This is a genomic window from Paraburkholderia tuberum STM678, from assembly GCF_902833905.1.
GTDB classification, from domain to species: Bacteria; Pseudomonadota; Gammaproteobacteria; order Burkholderiales; family Burkholderiaceae; genus Paraburkholderia; species Paraburkholderia tuberum.
Map to the genome: position 1 here is coordinate 102,521 of NZ_CADFGP010000005.1, position 20,711 is coordinate 123,231.

General features: G+C 59.7%; 18 protein-coding genes. 8 read left to right on the top strand and 10 right to left on the bottom strand.

The window, feature by feature from the left end; genetic code table 11:
- Positions 1-26: 26 nt before the first annotated feature.
- The 5 genes from HWY30_RS05700 to HWY30_RS05720 are packed head-to-tail and all read right to left on the bottom strand — an operon-like array spanning position 27 to position 3,060.
- Positions 27-638 carry a FumA C-terminus/TtdB family hydratase beta subunit gene (locus HWY30_RS05700; RefSeq protein WP_090805009.1) on the bottom strand — a complete coding sequence of 204 codons (612 nt, stop codon included), beginning with the start codon at positions 636-638 and terminating at the stop codon, positions 27-29.
- A 46-nt stretch (positions 639-684) separates the two neighbouring features.
- Positions 685-1,554 carry a fumarate hydratase gene (locus tag HWY30_RS05705; RefSeq protein WP_090805012.1) on the bottom strand — a complete coding sequence of 290 codons (870 nt, stop codon included), beginning with the start codon at positions 1,552-1,554 and terminating at the stop codon, positions 685-687.
- 29 nt (positions 1,555-1,583) lie between these two features.
- On the bottom strand, positions 1,584-2,003 hold the full coding sequence (sdhC, locus tag HWY30_RS05710) for a succinate dehydrogenase, cytochrome b556 subunit (protein ID WP_090805014.1): 420 nt from the start codon (positions 2,001-2,003) through the stop codon (positions 1,584-1,586).
- The gene (locus HWY30_RS05715; RefSeq protein WP_018422881.1) at positions 2,000-2,332 is read right to left on the bottom strand and encodes a succinate dehydrogenase/fumarate reductase transmembrane subunit; all 333 of its coding nucleotides are present in this window, start codon (positions 2,330-2,332) and stop codon (positions 2,000-2,002) included. Before HWY30_RS05715 ends, sdhC begins: the two co-directional genes overlap by 4 nt.
- A complete protein-coding gene (locus HWY30_RS05720; protein ID WP_090805017.1) occupies positions 2,329-3,060 on the bottom strand; it encodes a succinate dehydrogenase/fumarate reductase iron-sulfur subunit in 732 nt (243 codons plus the stop codon). The genes HWY30_RS05715 and HWY30_RS05720 overlap by 4 nt, the downstream gene beginning before the upstream one ends.
- Before the next feature lie 333 nt (positions 3,061-3,393).
- Between HWY30_RS05720 and gcvA the strand changes: the two genes are divergently transcribed.
- The 7 genes from gcvA to acuI all read left to right on the top strand — a co-directional run bounded on the left by gcvA (position 3,394) and on the right by acuI (position 12,919).
- Positions 3,394-4,302 (top strand): transcriptional regulator GcvA, encoded by a 909-nt coding sequence (gene gcvA / locus HWY30_RS05725; protein ID WP_090805019.1) that lies wholly within the window; start codon positions 3,394-3,396, stop codon positions 4,300-4,302.
- A 285-nt stretch (positions 4,303-4,587) separates the two neighbouring features.
- Entirely contained in the window at positions 4,588-7,086 is a 2,499-nt protein-coding gene (locus HWY30_RS05730) for a CoA transferase (protein WP_090805021.1), read from the top strand.
- A 352-nt stretch (positions 7,087-7,438) separates the two neighbouring features.
- A complete protein-coding gene (locus HWY30_RS05735; protein ID WP_090805787.1) occupies positions 7,439-8,530 on the top strand; it encodes an ABC transporter ATP-binding protein in 1,092 nt (363 codons plus the stop codon).
- 39 nt (positions 8,531-8,569) lie between these two features.
- The gene (locus HWY30_RS05740) at positions 8,570-9,607 is read left to right on the top strand and encodes a polyamine ABC transporter substrate-binding protein (RefSeq protein WP_090805024.1); all 1,038 of its coding nucleotides are present in this window, start codon (positions 8,570-8,572) and stop codon (positions 9,605-9,607) included.
- 52 nt (positions 9,608-9,659) lie between these two features.
- Entirely contained in the window at positions 9,660-10,922 is a 1,263-nt protein-coding gene (locus HWY30_RS05745) for an ABC transporter permease (protein WP_090805028.1), read from the top strand.
- A 4-nt stretch (positions 10,923-10,926) separates the two neighbouring features.
- Positions 10,927-11,766, top strand: a complete 840-nt coding sequence (locus HWY30_RS05750) for an ABC transporter permease (RefSeq protein WP_090805030.1) — start codon at positions 10,927-10,929, stop codon at positions 11,764-11,766.
- A gap of 145 nt (positions 11,767-11,911) precedes the next feature.
- Complete coding sequence (acuI, locus tag HWY30_RS05755; protein ID WP_090805033.1) at positions 11,912-12,919, top strand: acrylyl-CoA reductase (NADPH); 1,008 nt, start codon at positions 11,912-11,914, stop codon at positions 12,917-12,919.
- 113 nt (positions 12,920-13,032) lie between these two features.
- On the opposite strand, the gene HWY30_RS05760 is transcribed toward acuI, so the two are convergent.
- The 3 genes from HWY30_RS05760 to HWY30_RS05770 all read right to left on the bottom strand — a co-directional run bounded on the left by HWY30_RS05760 (position 13,033) and on the right by HWY30_RS05770 (position 16,822).
- A complete protein-coding gene (locus HWY30_RS05760; protein WP_090805035.1) occupies positions 13,033-14,544 on the bottom strand; it encodes a CoA-acylating methylmalonate-semialdehyde dehydrogenase in 1,512 nt (503 codons plus the stop codon).
- A gap of 153 nt (positions 14,545-14,697) precedes the next feature.
- Positions 14,698-15,855 carry an iron-containing alcohol dehydrogenase gene (locus HWY30_RS05765; RefSeq protein WP_090805038.1) on the bottom strand — a complete coding sequence of 386 codons (1,158 nt, stop codon included), beginning with the start codon at positions 15,853-15,855 and terminating at the stop codon, positions 14,698-14,700.
- Between the two features lie 703 nt (positions 15,856-16,558).
- The gene (locus HWY30_RS05770; RefSeq protein ID WP_090805041.1) at positions 16,559-16,822 is read right to left on the bottom strand and encodes a hypothetical protein; all 264 of its coding nucleotides are present in this window, start codon (positions 16,820-16,822) and stop codon (positions 16,559-16,561) included.
- A gap of 448 nt (positions 16,823-17,270) precedes the next feature.
- Here HWY30_RS05770 and HWY30_RS05775 point away from each other — a divergent pair, with 448 nt between their 5' ends.
- Positions 17,271-18,494, top strand: coding sequence for a sensor histidine kinase (locus HWY30_RS05775; protein ID WP_244144795.1), 1,224 nt, complete (start codon positions 17,271-17,273; stop codon positions 18,492-18,494).
- Between the two features lie 568 nt (positions 18,495-19,062).
- On the opposite strand, the gene HWY30_RS05780 is transcribed toward HWY30_RS05775, so the two are convergent.
- On the bottom strand, positions 19,063-20,028 hold the full coding sequence (locus HWY30_RS05780) for a Tim44 domain-containing protein (protein WP_090805046.1): 966 nt from the start codon (positions 20,026-20,028) through the stop codon (positions 19,063-19,065).
- Between the two features lie 82 nt (positions 20,029-20,110).
- A complete protein-coding gene (locus HWY30_RS05785) occupies positions 20,111-20,602 on the bottom strand; it encodes a CBS domain-containing protein (protein WP_090805048.1) in 492 nt (163 codons plus the stop codon).
- Between the last annotated feature and the right edge of the window lie 109 nt (positions 20,603-20,711).

Genomic DNA, 20,711 nt, shown 5'->3' on the forward strand with positions numbered 1-20,711 from the left:
CCCGTGATGAACGACGCTGCGTTCGTTCAGCTTTTGATGCCCAGCGACGCGAGCACCGCTTCGCGCCGCTCACGCGTGCTCTGCTGGACCTTCGTGTAGACGCTGCCGCCGTGACTATCCATCGCGACGAGCAGCGGGCCGAATTCGCCGATCCTGAAGCGCCATAGCGATTCGGGGTTCAGGTCGTCGAGATCGACGTCTTCGATCTGTTCGATCCATGTCGTCTCCAGCGCCGCCGTGCCGCCGACGATCGCGAGATACACGCCGCCGTATTTTGCGAACGCATCGCTCGACGCCTGCCCGAGCCCGCCCTTGCCGATCACGATGCGCACGCCGTACTGCGCCATCAGCGCCGCGGTGAAGCGCTCCATGCGTGCGGACGTCGTCGTGCCGACGCAGACGGGCTCGTAGCCCGCCGGATGTGCGTCCGAGCGTGGCACCTTGCGCACGTTCGGCGCGGTGTGAATCACCGCATGGCCGCGCAGATCGAAGCGAGTCGTGCGGCCACGGTCGAACATATGGATCTGCGTGGCGTCGCGGATGCCGAACAGCGTGCCTGTCAACGTAACGGTGTCGCCCGTGCGCAACGCGCGAATCTGCGCTTCGCTAGCAGGCATGGACAGCGTGTGATGAGTCATCGATCGTTCCTTGACGGTGTGCGTGCCGATGCGGACAGCCCGCGTGTCAGTAGCCGTACTCGACGCCCGCCGGCGTCAGCGTGGCGCGCGCGCGGCGGGCCGAATGACACTGCATGTTCACGGCGACCGGATTCATCGTGATATGCGTCGCCGCCAGTTCGAGGTGGACCGCGAACGATGTCGCGTCGCCGCCGAGCCCCTGCGGGCCTACGCCCAGGCGGTTCACCGCGGCCGACAGTTCCTGCTCCAGCGCGGCCGCCGCCGGATCGTCGCAATGCGTACCGAGCGCGCGCGTCGCGGCACGCTTGGCGAGCCACACGCACAGATCCGATGTTCCGCCGATGCCCACGCCTACAATCGTCGGCGGACACGTCTTGCCGCCCGCATCGACCACGCAGTCGATCACGAAGCGTTTGATCGCGTCGACACCTTCCGCCGGAATCGCCATTTTCAGAAACGAGTTGTTTTCCGAACCGCTGCCCTTCGGAATCATTTCGATCACGAGCGTGTCGGCTGTCGAGTCGAAGTCGATATGGATCGCGGGCATCAGCACGCCGCAAGACGAATGTTCGTTGTTCCGCGTCAACGGATGCACGACCGACGAGCGCAATGGATGCTCGCGCGTGGCCCGTTCGCAGCCGCGCCGGATCGCTGCTTTCAACGCGACGCCGTCGAGCGCGAGGCCCGTGCCGATCGTCACGTTGTAGATCGGCAGCCCGGTGTCCTGGCACAGCAGGTTGTCCTGATCTTCGGCAATCGCGATATTGGTGCGCATTGTGCCCAGCACGCGGCGCGCGGTGTCGTCGGTTTCAGCGCGTTCGAGGCGCGCGATACCGTCCTTGATGTCGGGCGGCAAATGCTTCAGCGCGCGTATGTACAACTGCTTCGCGACCTCTTCGATCTGCTGGATGTCCATTGATGAATCTCCGTCGGGGGACCGTACGTTCACGACGTGAGCGACAGCGCAAACGCCAGCCCGATGACCAATGCGCCGCCCGCTGTCGCCGCGATCAGGTTCTTGCGCAAACCGCTCCATGGCCGGTATTCGATGAGCAGAATGCGCACGCCGCCGAACAGATGCGCGGCCAGCAACGTGACGAGGCCCCACTCGGCGAATACGAAGGCGGGTTGCCTCGTCACGGCGAGAAACGACTCGAACGATGCTGCGCCGTGCAAAGCGGTGCCGAGCGCCCAGAAGTGCAGCGGCAGAAAGAAGGCGAGCGCGAGTCCGGACAGACGGTGCACAAGAAAGGCCCACCACGCGGGATGGTTGCGCGCGCGCGAGTCGGCGCGCCGGCCAGGGGTGCGGTGTCCCGCGTGGTTCGTGTCTGTTGCTGGTTTCGCTGCGCGTGCCATGTCGCTCATTGCGGCCCTCCTACCAGCGCGAAGACCGCGCGCAGACCGGCAATCGCCAACGCAATGCCGACGATCACGCTCGCCACCCCGACGCTGCGCCCGCGCCAGCCGAGCCACTCCTCGGCGATCCTTCTCAAGCCGACAGGCACATGCGCGGACGACGCAAGCACGAACACTGAATAGAACACCGCCCACGCCGTATTGCCGTGCAGACGCGCGATCACGTTCGCCGCGCTCAGCCCGCCATGCACGACGATAATCATGGTGACAAGATGGACGGCCACGCATAAGGTCAGCACCATCGCCGACAGGCGCTGCAACTGCCAGCCGCTCATCATCGCGGTTCTCCTTTCGGCGCATGGCCGCGAAGCCGCTTCAGGCCAGCAATGCTGGCCGTCGGCTGCAGCGACTTGGGACACCGTTCGGTACACGAGCCGAGCGTATGGCACGAATGACAGCCTGCGTCGTTGGAGACGGCTGCGACGCGGGTTTGCTGCTGGATGTCGCGTACGTCGTTGACGAGCGTCCACGCACGATTGAGCGCGGCGGGTCCGAGATAGTCGGGGTTCCATGCGACCACGTCGCAGCTCGCATAACAGACACCGCAGCCGATGCATTCAATCCCCGCGTCGGCCGCCTTGCGTTCGGCGGAGGCGGGATCGACGCAAGCGGCAGGTTCGTTACGCGTGTGCTCGCCCTTGAAATAGCCCTTCGCGTCGCGCCATTTGTCGAAGAAGGCGGTCATATCCGTCGCCAGATCCTTGATGACGGGCAGGTGATTGAGAGGCGCGATTTCGAGCACGTCACCGGCATGCTTCATGACTTTGGTGACGTGCGTGCGGCAGGTCCATCGCGCGCGGCCGTTGACGGTCATTGCGCATGAACCGCACATGCCGACCCGGCACGCAAAGCGATAGGACAGCGTCGCATCCAGATGGCGCTGGATGTGGATCACCACGTCGAGCACGGTCTGACTTTCCATGCGCGGCACGTCGAAGCGCTGAAAGCTGCCTTCGTCGTTACCGCGCCAGACGTCGACCTTGAGTTGCGGGGGAGTGGTTCGCATCGTGACCGTTGAGGTTCGAATGATTGCGAAGCCAGTCTAAGGGGCGCGCGTCGCCCGTCAAAGCCAAAGATTCTTGTTGCAAGCTCAAGGTTTTTTTATGCTCGCGGGCGTGTGAGTGCCTGTGAGAACGCTCTTGAAACCGCCCCACCAGGCTTGTCATTTCAGAGTGCTCGAAATTCCGCGCTAACATATGTTCGATTGCCCAATTGGAGTGCGTACGCACTCGTCGACGCCTGGGAACGCCGCCGCGTCCGCGGGTCTAGGGGATCCTGAGTTGCCGCAACACGCAACTAATTCGCGAAGTCGGACAGCTTTAGTCAAACGGTCTGCAGAATGAGAAAACGATTACCTCCGCTTAACTGGTTGCGCGCATTTGAATCCTCTGCCCGGCATCTCAGTTTCACCCATGCGGCGACAGAGTTGAGCCTGACCCAGGCGGCGGTAAGCCAACAGGTGAAGGGACTCGAGTCGCAGTTGGGGGCAGTCCTCTTTAAGCGCTTGCCAAGAGGACTCGAGCTCACGGAGGCCGGGCTAGCCTATTTGCCGGTTGTCCACGAGGCCGTAGAGCGACTGGCGGCCGCAACTGAAGAGATCTTCGGGCAAGGTCACGGCAGAGTCCTTACCGTTCGGGTCAGCCTGGTGTTTTTTACCCATTGGCTGGCAATGCGCTTACCCGACTTTCGTGAACGCCACCCCGAGGTCAATCTGCGTATCACCAGCAACATATGGGGGGGCGATTCGAGCGTGACCGACGTCGAAGCCGATATGGAAATCCGCTATGGACATGGAGAATGGACGGGACTCAAGGCCGAGCGGCTGACCTGGGATACGTTGCTGCCGGTCTGCGCCCCATTCTTGCCCTCCGAACAGGCACCACTGGCTACTCCGAAGGATCTCCGTTACCACGAACTACTCCACGTCCTGGGCTACGAGGAGGGCTGGGGATACTGGTTGAAGAAAGCAGGCGCGGGACAGGTCGACTCTTCGAAGGGAATGCAGTTCGATACCTTGATCTCTGCTTTGAGAATGGCCGAGCTTGGTCAAGGGGTGGCCTTGGCGCGCTCGTCGCTGGTCCAGTCGATGCTGGACACCGGGCAACTGATAGCGCCTTTCAAATCCCGGCTTACGACCAGTGAAGCTTTCTACCTGGTCTATTCTCCTCACAGCATCGTCAACCCTGATGCCGCGGCGTTCGTGGCCTGGTTGAGTGCGAAGGCTCAGGAGGGGCGTGCGCGGAACTGATCAGGCAGGTTGACATCCCAGTCCATTTCGCCGGGCTGCCAGTGATCGACTGGTCATTTCCTGCGTGTTCACTCCGCCGGCCTCAGCCATAAATAAAATAGCCCCATCCTCGTTTTTTTTATTGCTTTACCGGCTCCCCGTTGTATCCGACAGTGATCCCCAGTTCGTCGCCAAGGCCCCTCGCCTCGCATTCGAAATGCGGTTGATTGGTGCTGGCGGCGACCCACCACAATGATGACCTGCGGTTCGGAAGATCTGCAGGTCCTGGAGATGAGTCGGTGAGCCATGGGAAAGCATGATCAACTGCCTTTTAGCGGCGTGAAAGTCATCGACTTTGGCCAGTACATCGCCGGCCCGGCCGTGGCGATGATCCTGGCGGATCTCGGCGCCACCGTCATTCACATCGATCCCCCTGCTGGGCCGCTTTGGGACAGCCCGGCCAATGCCGTACTGAACCGCAACAAGTATTGCTTGCAGCTTGACCTGAAGTCCGCGCAGGGGCTCGAGGCGGCCATGGCATTCATCGCGCGTGCCGATATCGTGATCGAGAACTTCCGGCCGGGCGTCATGACCCGGTTGGGTCTGGACTTCGCCGAGCTGCGTCGTCAAAGGCCCGAGCTCATTACCCTGTCCATCCCTGGCTTCGCCAGCAACGACCAGTTGCGTCGTCACTGGCGCGCCCTCGAGCCGATTATTGCGTCGGCCTCCGGGGTATTCACCGATATGGGTCAGAACCGCGTACTGATGGGAATAAACCCGAGCTTTTCGCCGCTGCCGCTAGCCTCGTCCTACGGCACCATGCTGGCTGTCTCCGCGGTGGCACTCGCTCTGCAAGCGCGGGAGCGCACGGGAGTGGGTGATCAAATCGAGGTGCCTCTGGCTGCGGCGGTGATGGAGGGGCTGTCTTACAACTCGATCAAGATCGACGGTTATCCCGAACGCTACAAGACCTTGCGCGAAAAGGAAATTGAGCGGCGGCGGTCGGAAAATCTTCCGATGAACCTCAGCTACGAAGAACTGCAAGAATATCTCGACCCCTTTTACCGCACCTACGAGTGCGCGGACGGTCGCAAGTTCTATGCGGTATGCCCGTCACACCGCTCGCACGCCAGGCGTTGCCTTCAGGCGATGGGGTTGTACGAGGAAATGCTATCTGCCGGGCTGCCGACAGTGAGCGACCCCTACCTTCCTATCTCTCAGTGGGAGGGGGACGCCTCACTCGGTGTCTACCCGTTGCCTGACCATTGGGCCCGGCGCATTTCGGCACGCATGAAGGAGGTGTTCCTGACCAAGACAGCGACCGAGTGGGAAAAAATTTTCGGCGAAGGCCGGTTTCCCGGTGCGCCCCACCGATCGACTCAAGAATGGTTGCATGACGAGCACGCCAACGCCGCGGGTCTGGTGGTCGATGTCGACGACCACCAGTACGGCAACATGAAACAGCCCGGCGCGATCGCCTGGCTGGAAGACAGTGCCGACTTGATGCTCTCGCCCGATTCACGCCGCACGGTGAGTCTCAAAGAAGCCCTGGCCATCCTGGATAAGTGCGCGCCCACGGCACTGCCGCCCCCATCTGAACAGCATGTTGGCGGCTGGCTTGACGGTGTGCGTGTCCTCGATCTGACCAATGTCATCGCGGGTCCGCATTCGACCTCCTACCTCGGCCGGTTCGGCGCCGAGGTTATCAAGCTCGACCCCGTAACGCCCAACTATGATCCCTGGAACACAGTGGTCTTTGGCATGTCTTCGGGCCGCGGCAAGCAAAGTGTCCTGGTCGACCTGAACCACCCTGACGGACGCGAGGTGTTTAACCAATTGGTTCGTTCGGTCGATGTGATCGTGATGAATGCACCGGATCGTCAACTGGCACCTTTGGGTCTTGACGAAGCCAGTCTCCAGGCCGTCAACCCTGGCGTGATCTTCTGTCAACTGGATTGCTTTGGGGGACCGCGTCGCGGCCCGCGGACCGATTATCTCGGTTACGACGACTTGATCCAGGCCAGTACCGGCATCATGCTGCGCTTCGGCGGCGGCATGGCAACGCCAGAGGAACACGCTCACGTCGGAACCATTGACGTGAATTGCGGGTTCGCTGCAGCGCTCGGCGTTGCCGCCGCGTTATATCGCAAAGCCAGAACCGGCCAGATCAGCCGCGCCCGGACCTCCCTGGCATCGCTCGGCAACCTGGTGCAGATTCCCTTCTGCTACGACTACCCACGGCGGGCCCCGTTCGATGAGCCTTCCGGCCGTAGCGCCCAGGGCTTTGGCAACCTGTCACGCTTCTTTCGGGCCGCGGATGACTGGTTGTATGTGGACGCCAGCGAAAAGGAACTGGACAAGCTAAACGCCGTAGAGGGGCTGACGGGCATCCGCGACGCGGCAGATCCCGCAGCGTTTCTCAGTTCCGCGTTCGCCACGGCCTCCGCCGAAACCTGGCAGACGCGGTTGCAAGCGGCCAATGTGGCGGCAGCCATTCCGGACAATATCGACAACTTGCGCCAACGCTACAGCCGCCCTGCAGACAATCGTCCGGGTATCGATAACGCCAGCTATTCATTCAGTGTGTATGCCGAGCATCCGAGTGGACGACGCGTCATCCAACTCGATCCTTTTGCGATTCGCCCTCACGTTGCTCCGATCCGCGCACTGGCGCCAGCAGAAAAGTTTGGTGCCTCGACCCGAGGGGTTCTGCGCAAGATGGGCTACAGCGATACCCAGATTGCGACGTTGATTGCGCGAGGGGCGGTCGGCGAAAGCTGGTGCGAAGAGTACTTGCCCAGCTGAACACATCACCGTTGCGGGCAAGCCGGAACAAATCGCGGCCGATAGCAGCAAGCACCCTAGAAGAAAAAAGGCTGTAGCGAAGGGGTGTTCGAATATTTATAAGATTGGAGACGAAGATGCACGTACGACACCGCAAGCTCCCGGGTACCGAAAACACCCGGCGAGGCGCAGAAATCGTTATCGAGAACCTCAATCGAGCTACGCAGCACATGGCGCGAAAACGCCCATGGCGAGGCACGGGGAAGGAGGTACCCTGTGCGCCTCCCTGTCGCCTCAGCCGATCTGCAGACACAGCACTACCGCCTGCGCTGCCAGGTGCCTTACGCACCGAAAGACATTGAGGGTAACGATCATGCAAGACCAGGGCAATACATTTGTGAGCTTCCGCAATGTTCGGAAGACATACGACGGAGAAACGCTCGTCGTCAAAGACCTGAATCTCGACATCCAGAAGGGGGAGTTTCTCACTTTGCTTGGTCCGTCCGGCTCGGGAAAGACCACCTGTCTCATGATGCTCGCCGGGTTTGAATACCCAACCGATGGAGAAATCTGGCTGGATGGTCAGTTACTTAATCGTATTCCGCCGCATAAACGCGACATTGGAATGGTATTTCAGAACTATGCACTCTTTCCACACCTGACCGTCGGACAGAACCTCGAGTATCCCCTCAAGGTTCGCAAGATGCCGCCAGACGAGCGGGCCGCGCGCGTCAAGCGGGCGCTCGAGATGGTCCATATGGAAAAGCTGGGTAAGCGAATGCCAGGTCAGCTCTCAGGCGGTCAGCAACAGCGAGTGGCGCTTGCGCGTGCGTTGGTGTTCAACCCAAAGCTTGTGCTGATGGACGAACCGCTTGGCGCGCTGGACAAACAGCTGCGCGAGCACATGCAGATAGAGCTCAAGGCATTGCACGAATCTCTTGGCCTGACCTTTGTGTACGTCACACACGATCAAGGTGAGGCGCTCACGATGTCTGATCGAGTAGCGGTCTTTGATCAGGGGGTGATCCAACAGCTCGACCGGGTCGACTCGCTCTACGAATCGCCGAGGAATCTGTTTGTAGCCAACTTCATTGGTGACAGTAACCGGGTGGAAGGCACCGTCGTAAGCCGGGATGGTAATTATTGCGAGTTGCGCATTGCAGATGGTACGACCGTACGTGCGCTGAATGTTGCCGGGCTCAATGTGGGTAGCCACGCCACAGGGGTGATCCGTCCCGAGCGGCTCTCGATTGGACGGCAATCCGAACAGCAGCGCAATGTCATCAACAGCGAAACGCTTGGGATGATCTACTTCGGCGATCACGTCCGGCTACGCTGCCGCTGCCCCGGAGAAACAGAGTGTTTCGTGAAGGTTCCGCTCGGGCAGGACGGGGCGGCCCATGTCCAACCGGGAAATCGAATCGCGTTGTCGTTTCATGAAGATCATCTGAGAGTCTTTAATTGACCACGCGTAGCGAAATCACCTTGTGCCAAGGAGAACGAAATGAGGTTCTTTAGAAATACGGTCGGCGTGGCTGCCATGATGTGTTGTTCCGCTTTCGCATTGGCCGATGGCCTTACGACGGTCAATTACGGTGGCGCCGTGGGGAACGCCGAGAAGGCTGCCTGGGTTGAACCGTTCTCGAAAGCGAGCGGTATTCCGACGAATGCGATTGAGTACACGGGCGAAATGGCCAAAGTCAAAGCGATGGTCGACGCCAAAGATGTCACGTGGGATGTCGTTGAAGTCGAGTCGGCAGACATCGGACGCGGCTGTCAGGACGGACTCTTCGAGAAGCTCGACTGGTCGAAGATCGCGAAAAAGGGTGATCTGGTGCCTGGATCGGTGACTCCCTGCGCTGCCGGCACATTCGTGTGGTCGACCGTGCTCGCATACAACCCGACGCTGACGAAGGGCACGCCACAGGGCTGGAAGGATTTTTGGGACGTCAAGAAATTTCCTGGCAAGCGTGGCATGAAGAAGGAGGCGCGTTATAACCTCGAGTTCGCACTGATGGCAGATGGCGTTCCGGCAAAAGACGTGTACACCGTGCTGGGCACGGAGGCTGGCGTCAATCGGGCGTTCAAGAAGATGGACGAACTCAAGCCATACATTCAGTGGTGGGAGGCCGGCGCACAGCCGCCGCAGTTCCTGGTCGCCGGTGACGTTTCGATGTCCACCGCGTATAACGGCCGCATCGACGCCGCAATGCGGGCAGGAAACAAGAACCTGGGTATCTCGTGGGACCAAAGCATCTATGAACTGGACTTTTTCGTGATTCCGAAGGGCTCGAAAAATAAGGATGCAGCCGAGAAGTACATTGCCTACGTGCTCGAACCTCAGGCTCAAGCTGCGTTCGCGCGGCACATTCCGTACGGGCCAACCAACAAGAACGCTTTAAAGTTGCTCGATGCAGCCACTCTTGAAAACCTGCCTAACTCGCCGAAGAACGGCAAAACCGCTATCCCCAACGACGTAGAGTTCTGGACCGACCACGGTGATGCGCTAGAACAGCGTTTCACCGCGTGGGCAGCGAAATAACGCGAATCGCGTACCCATCGCTCGAACGCATGGGTACGCGAAGGAGAGAGACATGAGCGCGGTAACTACTCAGCAGCAGGATTGGCATTTGCGTGAGCTCAAGCGATCGCTTAGGAACGTGAATTTACGTAAGCAAATGGCGGCGCTGGCGCTGGTCGCTCCTCTTGCTATTTTCATTTTTCTGGTATTCGTGATGCCCGTTGCATCCATGATTTCGCGGTCTATTCAGAGTCCGGAAGTCGTTGACGCGTTGCCAGACACGACGGCGGCGCTGCGAAACTGGGATCGGAAATCGGCAGTTCCGGATGACGCTTTTCGCGGGCTGATGCTGGATATCGAGCGCAACGGCGGGAACAACAGTTCGGGTACCGCTGCCGGTCGACTGAACGGGCAGAAGGAGGGTTTCCGTTCGCTGTTTTACAAGACTTCCAGCGCACTTCCGTTCGGCGACGATGATTCGGCGCTGCCGGCACACGAGGTTCGACAAAAGCTGATCGAAATCGACAGGCGTTGGGAAGATCCCGGTTACTGGCAGGTAATCGCTAAAGATTCATCCCGATACACAAGCCAGTATCTCCTCGCGACGATGGACTACCGTCGCAATTCTGCCGGTGACATCGTTCCGGTTGATCCAGGCGCCTCGGCATATCGGGAGGTATTCAAGCGAACGTTCGTGATTAGCGGCCTGGTAACGCTCGCCGCGCTGCTCCTCGGCTACCCCCTGGCATACTGGATCTCCAGTCTGCCGGCGGGTAAGGCAAATCTGCTGATGATCCTGGTGCTCCTTCCCTTCTGGACTTCGATCCTCGTGCGGATCTCCGCCTGGATTGTCATCCTTCAAGGATCGGGCCTCGTCAACAAGGCGTTGCTGTCGTTGGACCTGATATCGTCTCCATTGACACTGCTGTTCAACCGGACGGGGGTGCTGATCTCGATGACTCATATCCTCCTGCCGTTCATGATTCTGCCGCTGTACAGCGTCATGAAATCAGTGCCAGCCAGCTATACGAAGGCAGCGATCTCGCTGGGTAGTCACCCGTTCGGCGCGTTCTGGAAGGTCTACTTTCCGCAAACGCTGCCAGGAGTCGGCGCCGGCGGACTGCTGGTATTCATCACGGCTTTGGGCTACTACATTACTCCGGCATTGCTGGGCGGAGCCGGCGACCAGATGGTGAGCTACTACATCGCCTATTTCACGAATGTGGCCTTGAACTGGGGGATGGCGTGCGCACTGGGAGCGGTTCTGCTTCTCGTGACGTTGATACTTTTCGGTGTTTATCGAAAGATCGTCGGCAACGAACTGAAGGTAGGTTAGGACCATGAAAACGACCGTATTGCGTTTTGCACCTTATACATCGGCTCCCGAGATCGCGTGGCACTACGTTTTGCGATCGACCAATGTCATGATCCTGCTTTTTCTGGTCTTGCCGATACTGGTGATCATCCCGCTTTCTTTCACGGACAATACATTCCTGATCTATCCGATACACAAGTTCTCGTTCAAGTGGTACCACAATCTGTTTACGTCGATTGACTGGCTTCGTGCCGGAAAAAACAGCTTCATCGTAACCCCGCTTGCCACGATCCTGGCCACTGTCCTCGGGACGTTGGCCGCGTTGGGCCTCAACAAGGCGACGTTCAAAGGCAAGGGCGCGCTGATCGGCATTTTGATCTCGCCGATGATCGTGCCGGTGATCGTCACTGCCGTCGGGATGTATCTGTTCTTTGCGAAGTGGGGGTTAGCCGGGTCGTACCTTGGTCTGATTTTGGGTCATACCGCTATCGCTGCTCCATTCGTGGTGGTCACTGTCAACGCCACCCTTGCCGGGTTCAACCAGAATTACGTGCGCGCGAGCCTGAGCCTCGGTGCGTCGCCCGTCACGACGTTCTTCTCCGTCACCCTGCCCATCATTGCGCCGGGCGTTATTTCTGGAGCCCTGTTTGCATTCGCCACGTCGCTCGATGATGTCGTCATCACGATGTTCATCGCGGGTCCGACACAAGGTACATTGCCGTTGCAGATGTTCATCGGCCTCCGGGAAAACATTACGCCGACGATTGCTGCCCTTGCGACAATTCTGATTGTATTTTCGAGCCTGCTTCTGGTGACGATGGAGTGGCTGAGGTCCAGAAGCGCGGCGCGACAGATAGCAACGTGACATTGCTTGCCGCGGCACCTGTCGCATTATTCCCGTGGAAGCCGTCGGGCATGGCGTAGTGGTACATCCTTGAATGGTTTATGTTGTCCGGATGTATCACTTCGCCATGCCTGATCGCCTGCGTTTACCGTCAAAGAGGTCAAGCATGGCTTTTTCAGCCCTTTATCTGCAGCAGAATGACAATGGTTTTTCGGCCGGGGTTACCCGCCTCGATGACCGAACCCTCGACGAGCATCCCCTCGCAGCCGGCGAAGTGCTCATTCGTATCGCGCACTCGACGCTTAACTACAAGGACGCGCTAGCGGTCACGAACCGCGGTCCGGTCGTACGCGCCTGGCCAATGGTCGCGGGTATCGATGGCGCCGGCGAGGTGGTGACATCGACAGATTCTCGCTGGAAAGCGGGAGATATTGTCCTCGTCAACGGATGGGGCCTCGGCGAAACACACTGGGGGTGCCTCGCAGAGAAAGCCCGCCTGAAGGCCGACTGGCTGATTGCGGTACCGCAGGGACTATCAACGGCCGAAAGCATGGCAATCGGGACGGCCGGTTACACGGCGATGCTATCCTGCCTTGCGCTGGAACAGGCCGGTGTCAAGCCGGCCGACGGTGAAGTCCTCGTGACCGGCGCGAGCGGCGGTGTGGGCAGCGTGGCAATCTCGCTATTGAGCAGTTGGGGATTTACGGTCGTGGCATCGACGGGCAAGCCGGAGCAGGCGCATTTTCTGAAGCGTATCGGCGCCGCCGATGTGGTCGATCGGGACTCGCTGTCGGCAGCCGGCAAGCCGTTGCAGAAAGAGCGCTGGGCGGCGGTGGTGGATTCTGTCGGCTCGCATACGCTTGCCAACGCATGCGCACAGACGAAATATGGCGGCGCCGTAACGGCATGTGGTCTCGCGCAAGGCATGGAGTTCCCGGCGAACGTTGCGCCTTTCATTCTGCGCGGTATAAAACTGTTGGGCATCGACTCGGTTATGTGTCCGATCGCTCATCGTCAGATAGCGTGGAATCGGCTCGCTGCGGATCTGGATCGAGCAAAGCTCGCCGAACTCACGCACCGAATAGCGTTGCACGACGTGCCGGAGGCAGCCGTGCAAATGATGGATGGAAAGCTGAGCGGTCGCACGGTTGTCGACATTTGCCGCAGCGCATGATGTCGGGCGCTTCCGTTCGGATTTGAAGGTCTGCGACTTCAGGACCGGTGGTGTGCTCTCCCGTGCCGGGATGTGGCAGCACGGGAGCTGTAGCGGGTTTTGCAGTGGAAAGACTACCTCGCCGTCGGCATCGCGAATTCGGCACCTTGCTCGATACTCTCCGGCCAGCGTTGCATGATTGACTTCTGACGCGTATAGAACCGGACGCCTTCTTCGCCATACGCGTGCGTGTCACCGAACAAGCTACGCTTCCAGCCGCCAAATCCGTGCCACGCCATCGGTACCGGAATCGGTACGTTGATGCCAACCATTCCAACCTCAATTCTCCGGCCAAACTCGCGCGCGATGTGTCCATCGCGAGTGTAACAGGCGACGCCATTGCCGAATTCGTGCGCGTTGACCAGGTCGACCGCCTCTGTAAAGTCCTTCGCACGGACGCAGGACAGCACCGGTCCGAAGATTTCCTCTTGATAGATTCGCATCTCGGGCGTGACGTGGTCGAACAACGTGGCACCGGTAAAAAAGCCTTCCTCGTGCCCCGGAACTTTGAGGCCACGTCCATCGACAACCAGCGACGCGCCTTCTTCGACGCCAATCGCGATGTAGTTTTCAATGCGTTCCAGCGCCTGACGTGTGACGATCGGCCCCATCTCGGCGTCGGGCTCCGTGCCGTTCTTTACTATTACGGAGCGTGCTCGATCAGCGAGCCGCGGAATCAGCTTGTCCGCAACGTCGCCTACGAGGACTGCGACCGAGATCGCCATGCACCGTTCACCCGCGGAGCCGTAGCCTGCGCCAACCAAAGCGTCGACGGCTTGATCAATGTCAGCGTCGGGCATCACAACCATGTGATTCTTCGCTCCGCCAAGCGCCTGGATCCGTTTTCCGTGCTTTGCCCCCGTCTCGTAGATGTAGTTGGCAATCGGCGTCGAACCGACGAAACTGATCGCTTTTACGTCAGGATGTTCGAGCAGAGCATCCACGACTATCTTGTCCCCTTGCACGACGTTGAACACTCCGTCAGGCAACCCGGCTTCCTGCAGCAAACGGGCCATGTAGAGCGACGCTGAGGGATCACGCTCGCTGGGCTTCAGAATGAACGCATTGCCTGCGGCAATCGCGATCGGAAACATCCAGCAAGGAACCATGCACGGAAAGTTGAAAGGCGTGATTCCCGCGACAACGCCGAGTGGTTGCCGGGTCGTCCAGTTGTCGATGTCGGTCGACACCTGTTCCGTATGGTCACCCTTCAGCAATTGCGGAATGCCGCAGGCAAACTCGATCACATCGATGCCCCGTGCCACTTCGCCTTGCGCATCGCTGAACACTTTTCCGTGCTCGGCGGTCATGATCGCTGCCAGTTCGTCCTTGTGCTGGTTCATCAGTTCGAGAAAGCGGCGCATGACGCGCGCGCGACGGATGGGTGGCGTATTACTCCATCCCTGGAACGCCTGTTTCCCCGACGCTACGGCGGCACTTACGTCGGACGCGTCGCCGAGGTGCAGCATGCGTGCCGGAGAACCGGTCGCGGGGTTGAATATCGGCTGCTTTCGAGTGCCTGAGCCAGGCACGCGGCGACCGTTGATGAAGTGAACCACGTCTGCGTCGTCGTTGAAGGGCTGCATTTCATACTCCTTGCTGGGATTGGAACAGGTTCTAAGTGCCACAAAAACGGGCGATGGGAATAGGGTTTTGCCTCCCGATGGCAAGAGTTGTTGTTGCATCTGAATGACCGTCACTTCGACAGATCAGATGCGGTTTTTTGAGGGGGAATTCGCTTACCAGAGACCGCGGTAGAGCTCGACCATTTCCGCGACCGAGGGCACGCGTGGGTTATTGCCAGGCGAGCCAGAGGCCAGAGCCTGCTGTGCCATGGTCGGCATTAAGCTGAAGAAGCGCTCGCGGTCGATACCAAATTGTTCGGGCGTCGGCACCTGAAGGTCATCGTTGATCGACCGCAATTCAGCGAGCAACCTGGCGTTGGCGGCCTGCGTACTGTCCTGGCTGTCGGCCACGCCCATGGCACGAGCGCAATCAGCGTAGCGTTCTTCCGCCGCCGGGATCGAGAACGCGGTCACACTGGGCAGCAGCATGGCGTTGGACAGCCCATGGGGAACGTGGAAAAAGGCGCCGATCGGTCGACTCATGCCGTGTACCAGCGCCACGGACGCAGCGGAAAACGCCACACCGGCGAGCGTCGAACCGAGCATTAGGGCTTCGCGGGCGGCTGTATCCTGGCCGGATCGATAGGCTTTACGCAGATTGGGGCCAATCAAGCGCATGGCCGCCAGGGCCTGACTGTCGCTGTACAGGTTGGCTTTCTGGCTGACGTAGGCTTCGATCGCGTGGGTCAGCGCATCAATACCCGTATCGGCGGTGACGCGCGGCGGCAGGCTGAGGGTCAGGTTATAGTCGACCAAGGCTGCCACGGGCATGAAGCCGATGCCCACACAGAGCATTTTTTCGTCGTTCTGCTGGTCAGTGATGATCGTGAAACGGGTCACTTCCGAGCCGGTTCCCGCAGTGGTGGGCACCGCGATAATGGGCAACCCAACTTCGGTAACAATGCGCGGAAATTTATAGTCGCGCATTTCTCCGCCATGCTTGGCAAGAATGCCAATCGCCTTGGCGCTGTCGATCGGACTGCCGCCGCCCAGTGCAATGATACTGTCGTAGTCTCCTGCGCGAGCCTTCTCCACGCCAGCTCGAATCGAGTCAACCGTGGGCTCGGGGACCGTATCAGCGAAAATTTCGGCTGTCATGCCATTGGCGGCGAGATTTTCCTGAATGCGCCCGGCATAGCCCAGCTGCACCATCATCTTGTCGGTGATGATCAGAGGTCGACTGCAGCCGAGAGTCGCCAGAACCGTGGGAACTGTCTCGCTGGCGTTGGCGCCGACCTGGAGGATGCGCGGCAAAATCACATGGTTAGACATATCGAATCCAGTATGAATGTCGGTTAAATATAAAAAGCAATCCGGGATCTAATCATTAATTGAAGTCTTCATCTCGATGCCTGGTCTTTCTGATAATTTAGATAACCAGACATCGATATCTTTGCTATTGGGAGCTTCCACATGACTCATCGTCTCGTCTCCCGGACCCGCAGATTTTCTGCAATGCAGGTCATCATTGTCGTAGGTAGCCGTCAGCACTGATCAATCGCGTTTCGGCTGCAAGCTGCCGTGGCGGCGCGCTGAGGTGACTGTCGGGTAGAACGAGGAGCGGGTAAAGCAATAAAAAAGCCGATGATGGGTCCGCTTTACTTATGGCTATGGCCGTCGGGGCGAGGTGGAAGGCTATTTTTGCCCGTCCCCGCCGAACTGAGCGATCTGAAGAAGCAGTTACATTAATCTCGTCCACGTCATGTGAGCGGTCGCCGCGCGCGAGAGCGACCTTCGGCGGGGACATTTGCGCTGATCCGCCCCGCCGCCCTCGATCGATATGACAAGCAGTTCTTCCCCGCTTCGAACACGATCTCGGTCGCGACGTTCGGCTGGTGCGAACAGGAATGCTTTACTTGCGTATAGGACTTCAACGCCTGATGCCCTCCAGTGGCGCCACACAGACTGAGCGTTCGGCGCTGCAATGGCCGTTGCCAAGCCGGATCTTGAGGCGGGTGCCGCGCCTCACAGCGATCTAGCGCTTCTGTCTGAGCAAGTCGAATTGGCGCTGTTGTCTCAGCGAATTCAGTTCGCGCTGCTGCCTCAGCAAATCCAGGTCGCGCTGTTGTTTCAGTAATTGGAGTTGTTCGTTCTGGAGTTCGATCTGTTGCTTCTGCGCTTCCAATTGCGCTCTATAGGCCCCCATGCTTTGGTCAGCCAGCGCTTCCTGCGGGTAAGTCTGCGCGTAGGCGAGGGAACAGCCAGCCGTCAATGTCGCAGCAACGATAAGTGCTTTCATGATGCCCCTCGCACGGATGCTCCTTTGAAATATCTTAGGCCAGAAAGGCCGGGCATCGGCGGGACCGACGTGGCTGTCGGCGTCGTGCCTGGATCGGTGATTGCGTATGTTGAGCGAGCGGCGTGCGTGGCAACGAGAGGCCGGCATCGCCCCGATCCGGCCGCTGGACCCTTGTACACCTCAATGGCAGCTTCCAATGTTCAACGGTCATCCGCGCCTTCATGCCGGCCGACAACGTACAGCGCCATTCCGGCTGGTAGCACGGCGCCGGCGAATGGCCGTTATCGAGCATGATCGGGGTGGAGACCGGCCTCGACCCGGTCAGCTCCGGGCGTTCGCTCTTCGTGACAGCTAACGCCTACCACAACCGAAACCTGGCGGTAGGTGACCTATGATTGAGCCATCGAGGTGCGGCACTTGCACTCCCTAATCCGAAGGAGCGAGAACCGTGATCAAGGAGGCGACCAGATCCCGCGTTCATCAGGTCACAGAAATCATCGGGCGCGAGCCCCATTCTTTTGGTGGAGCGAGAACAAAATGGGGCCCGCTTCAGGGTCTCTCCCCTGCACGGGCCAAGACCCTGGTCTGCGTATTAACCATGCTCATCTTTGGCTTGGACTACTACTCGCCAGGCGACATCAATCCTGCGGTTTTCTATGTATGTGTAATTGTGGCCCTGGCCTGGACTCGGTCCGCTCGATGGTTGTGGGGCGGTACTGCGGTCACGGCGGTGCTGACGGTGGTCGGTTTTTCTGCGGGAAACACACCGGTAGGGCACCCAAATTTCGACTGGATTGACTGGACTAACCGCTGTATCACCGTCAGCGTGCTAATAGTGACCGCAGGCTTTGTCCACATTGGAGTCGGCCTGAGCAAGAAATTGGAAGCGCGTGAAGCGCTGCTCGCGGAAGTCGCCGCCCGCGAGCGTGCCGAGGCAGCGCTTAGGGACGTGCAGGCGGACTTTGCACATGCCGCGCGCGTCTCGACGCTGGGCGAACTGACCGCCTCAATCGCCCACGAGCTGAAGCAGCCGCTCGCCGCTATCAGCACGAATAACGAAGCTGGTCGAAACTGGATAGACCGGCAAGTGCCCAACATAGAGGAGGCGCTCGAAGCGAGCGCGCGCATCGCAGCCGACGTGCGGCGTTGTGCGGACATCATTGTCCGCATTCGCGAGATGGCGGTCCGGCGAGTGCCCGAGCACAAGCTGGTGTCGCTTGACGAGCTCATCGATGAAGCCCTTGTGTTTCTACGACCTGAAGTCCAGTCACGCGGCGTCACGGTATCGCACCAGTTCGCTTTGGGAGGGTTGAAGGTGCTCGCTGACCGCATTCAGCTCCAACAAGTAATCGTCAACCTCCTCGTCAACGCCATGCAGGCGATGGAGCAAGCGGGAAGCCCGGAGCGCAAGATCACCATCAGGACCACCGTGCGGGATGCCTCCATCGTGTGCTGCGCTATCGAGGACAGCGGGCCCGGCATCGCCCCCGAGCACGTCGACCGCCTCTTCGAGAGCTTCTTCACGACCAAGGAAAACGGCATGGGCTTAGGCTTGCCCATTTGCCGCTCGATCCTCGAATCCCACTACGGGCGCATCGCGGCGGACAACGCGTCCGCCCATGGCGGTGCTCGCTTCTACTTCACGATTCCGGCGGCCACCGCCATCGGCTAAGCGGCCGACGCGGCTTCGGTTCGCGTCGCCCCGATGGAGTACTTCTGTGCGCGCGGCGGTAACTCATCGCGGCGCAGTGTCGCCGTTATCCCGAGCCGACTGCTAGAGTCGCCCCATCGGGAGCTTGTGGAATCGATCGATCAACCGGGCGCTGAGATGTCTCCTGCTCCCGGAAACGAAGAGGTCGCAGATAGGCTCGACGTACGCGGGCCGTTTGGGCGTGCTTCGGTGCTTCGGCGCTGGCAGTTGCGCTCTTTCCGCGCTCGGACAGAGCGCATCGGTACCGCATCCACCCTCGTGATGTCCATGCGATTGATCGATTGATCAACGGACCCAGGTAGGCCGCTTCCTAGGTGGAGCGGCCGTTTGAGTGTCCATTTGTTGGTGCGGGCGAACGGCCGGAGATGGCCGACTATCGCCTCATGCGCCCAGCGTTTGCCGCTCCGCAAGTGGCGCTCGACTTTCTCACGCACGGTCGCTGGCGAAAGGTTGGTCTCAGGTAGTTCCGCGGCACGCACGACCCTCACGAGTAACCGGCAGCAGGCCGCTGCCGGTTTCAACTACGCTCTCATCCGTCAATTTGCTGAATGCCGGCCAGTCGCCACGCCTGGTTGCCACGTGCGTCGCTGACCATGTTCCAGACTTCCTGGAACGGCTGGGCAGTCGGCGCATCGTCTTCCCGCATTTGACCGTAAAAGCGAACGCTAACCAGCGTTTCATCCGCATTGCGTTCTGTGCCAAGCACTTCCGCGTCAAGTTGCGTGACTTCCGTATGACTCGCCTGGCGACCCCGCGCTTCGAGGTCCCGCTTGATTTGCGCGAACATCTCCGGCGTCGTCAATTCGAACAGGTCACCCTGCTCGTTCCGGTCCCATGCGCCTTGAAGGCGCATGAACAAGGTCTTTGCCGATACAAGAAACGCCGCCTGATCTTGCTCGAGTGGTAGTCCCGTTGTCCTCTCCGTGTCCGCTGCTCCCGTCGAACCCATCGCCGCGTTCGGCCTGCCCCGCAAGTTCGCTTCAGGCCGCGCTTGCGGGATCTGATTCAGAAACCGTGAGCCGTTCGTTTGCTGGCGGTTCACGGGACCGTGTCCATAGGCAAGATCCGGACGACGCCGGTTGGCGATAAAGCGGAATAGCATCACGCCGGCGAAAATCACCGCCCCGATCAGCAACGCATTCGACAGCATCTGCGCCAGCCCTTCGCCCAGGCCAAACGACGACAGTAATGCGGCAATCCCAAGGCCCGCAGCGAGACCGGCCAGCGGGCCCATCCAGCGGTTACCCGCTGCCGCAGCAGGCGCGTGCGCGGCCTGTTGTGCCGGCTGTGCCTGTTGGCTTTGCTGCGCTTGTCCAGACGGCGACGCCGTCTGCGACTGCCGCCCGATGCTTTGACTCCCGCCTACGCGCTTCGCCTCGGCGTCGTTCGACGCCACGGCGCCCAGCGCCAGCAGTCCCGCCAGACCGAGCGCGGCCGTCCCGCGCGTGACTGCACCGGCAGCACGTCGTAATTCGTTGATGATTTGCGTGTACATAAAAACCTCTTTCGATGAGTCGCGAAACTGCCCGCAACGCGCTCCATTAGCGCGCGCAAATACATTACGAACAGTAATATTTTTAGCTACGCACGCTCGCCGCTGGTTGTGCCTTCGATCCATCAAAAGCGGCGTGAAAACCGTTGCCGTGGATGTAGTGCTCCAGTTGCCGGATGGTGTGTTCCTGCTCGGAAATCAGGTTCTTGATCAGGTCGCCGATCGACACCATTCCTGTCACCTGCCCTGCGCTGATCACAGGCAGATGGCGAATCTGATGTTCTGTCATGATCGCCATGCACTCGTCCGTCGTCTGCTCCGGACTGACATAACGCACCGCCGTCGACATGATGTCGCGCACAGGCGTATTCGTTGACGAGCGTTCCATCAGAACGATCTTCCGGGCGTAATCGCGCTCCGTCACTATGCCGGCTATGCGCCCGTCGTGCGCGGCGATGAGCGCTCCAACCTCCCTGTGAGCCATGATCGATATCGCGTCGTAAACCGAAGCGGATGCCTCGATCGACCACACTGTCCGGGAAGCTTTCGCACGCAGCAATTCTGCAACCGATGCCATATGTCACCTCTGTCAGCTGTCATGAAACGCCCGCCGACGCTTCGGGGCGAGGTTTCAATCTAACTGAACCCATGCCAACATAAAATTCGTATTTTTATTGTTGATACTT

Coding starts and splice junctions, on each gene's coding strand:
- HWY30_RS05700 (WP_090805009.1), bottom strand. CDS start 638: ATGACTCATCACACGCTGTCCATGCCTGCTAGCGAAGCGCAGATTCGC.
- HWY30_RS05705 (WP_090805012.1), bottom strand. CDS start 1,554: ATGGACATCCAGCAGATCGAAGAGGTCGCGAAGCAGTTGTACATACGC.
- sdhC (WP_090805014.1), bottom strand. CDS start 2,003: ATGAGCGACATGGCACGCGCAGCGAAACCAGCAACAGACACGAACCAC.
- HWY30_RS05715 (WP_018422881.1), bottom strand. CDS start 2,332: ATGATGAGCGGCTGGCAGTTGCAGCGCCTGTCGGCGATGGTGCTGACC.
- HWY30_RS05720 (WP_090805017.1), bottom strand. CDS start 3,060: ATGCGAACCACTCCCCCGCAACTCAAGGTCGACGTCTGGCGCGGTAAC.
- gcvA (WP_090805019.1), top strand. CDS start 3,394: ATGAGAAAACGATTACCTCCGCTTAACTGGTTGCGCGCATTTGAATCC.
- HWY30_RS05730 (WP_090805021.1), top strand. CDS start 4,588: ATGGGAAAGCATGATCAACTGCCTTTTAGCGGCGTGAAAGTCATCGAC.
- HWY30_RS05735 (WP_090805787.1), top strand. CDS start 7,439: ATGCAAGACCAGGGCAATACATTTGTGAGCTTCCGCAATGTTCGGAAG.
- HWY30_RS05740 (WP_090805024.1), top strand. CDS start 8,570: ATGAGGTTCTTTAGAAATACGGTCGGCGTGGCTGCCATGATGTGTTGT.
- HWY30_RS05745 (WP_090805028.1), top strand. CDS start 9,660: ATGAGCGCGGTAACTACTCAGCAGCAGGATTGGCATTTGCGTGAGCTC.
- HWY30_RS05750 (WP_090805030.1), top strand. CDS start 10,927: ATGAAAACGACCGTATTGCGTTTTGCACCTTATACATCGGCTCCCGAG.
- acuI (WP_090805033.1), top strand. CDS start 11,912: ATGGCTTTTTCAGCCCTTTATCTGCAGCAGAATGACAATGGTTTTTCG.
- HWY30_RS05760 (WP_090805035.1), bottom strand. CDS start 14,544: ATGCAGCCCTTCAACGACGACGCAGACGTGGTTCACTTCATCAACGGT.
- HWY30_RS05765 (WP_090805038.1), bottom strand. CDS start 15,855: ATGTCTAACCATGTGATTTTGCCGCGCATCCTCCAGGTCGGCGCCAAC.
- HWY30_RS05770 (WP_090805041.1), bottom strand. CDS start 16,822: ATGAAAGCACTTATCGTTGCTGCGACATTGACGGCTGGCTGTTCCCTC.
- HWY30_RS05780 (WP_090805046.1), bottom strand. CDS start 20,028: ATGTACACGCAAATCATCAACGAATTACGACGTGCTGCCGGTGCAGTC.
- HWY30_RS05785 (WP_090805048.1), bottom strand. CDS start 20,602: ATGGCATCGGTTGCAGAATTGCTGCGTGCGAAAGCTTCCCGGACAGTG.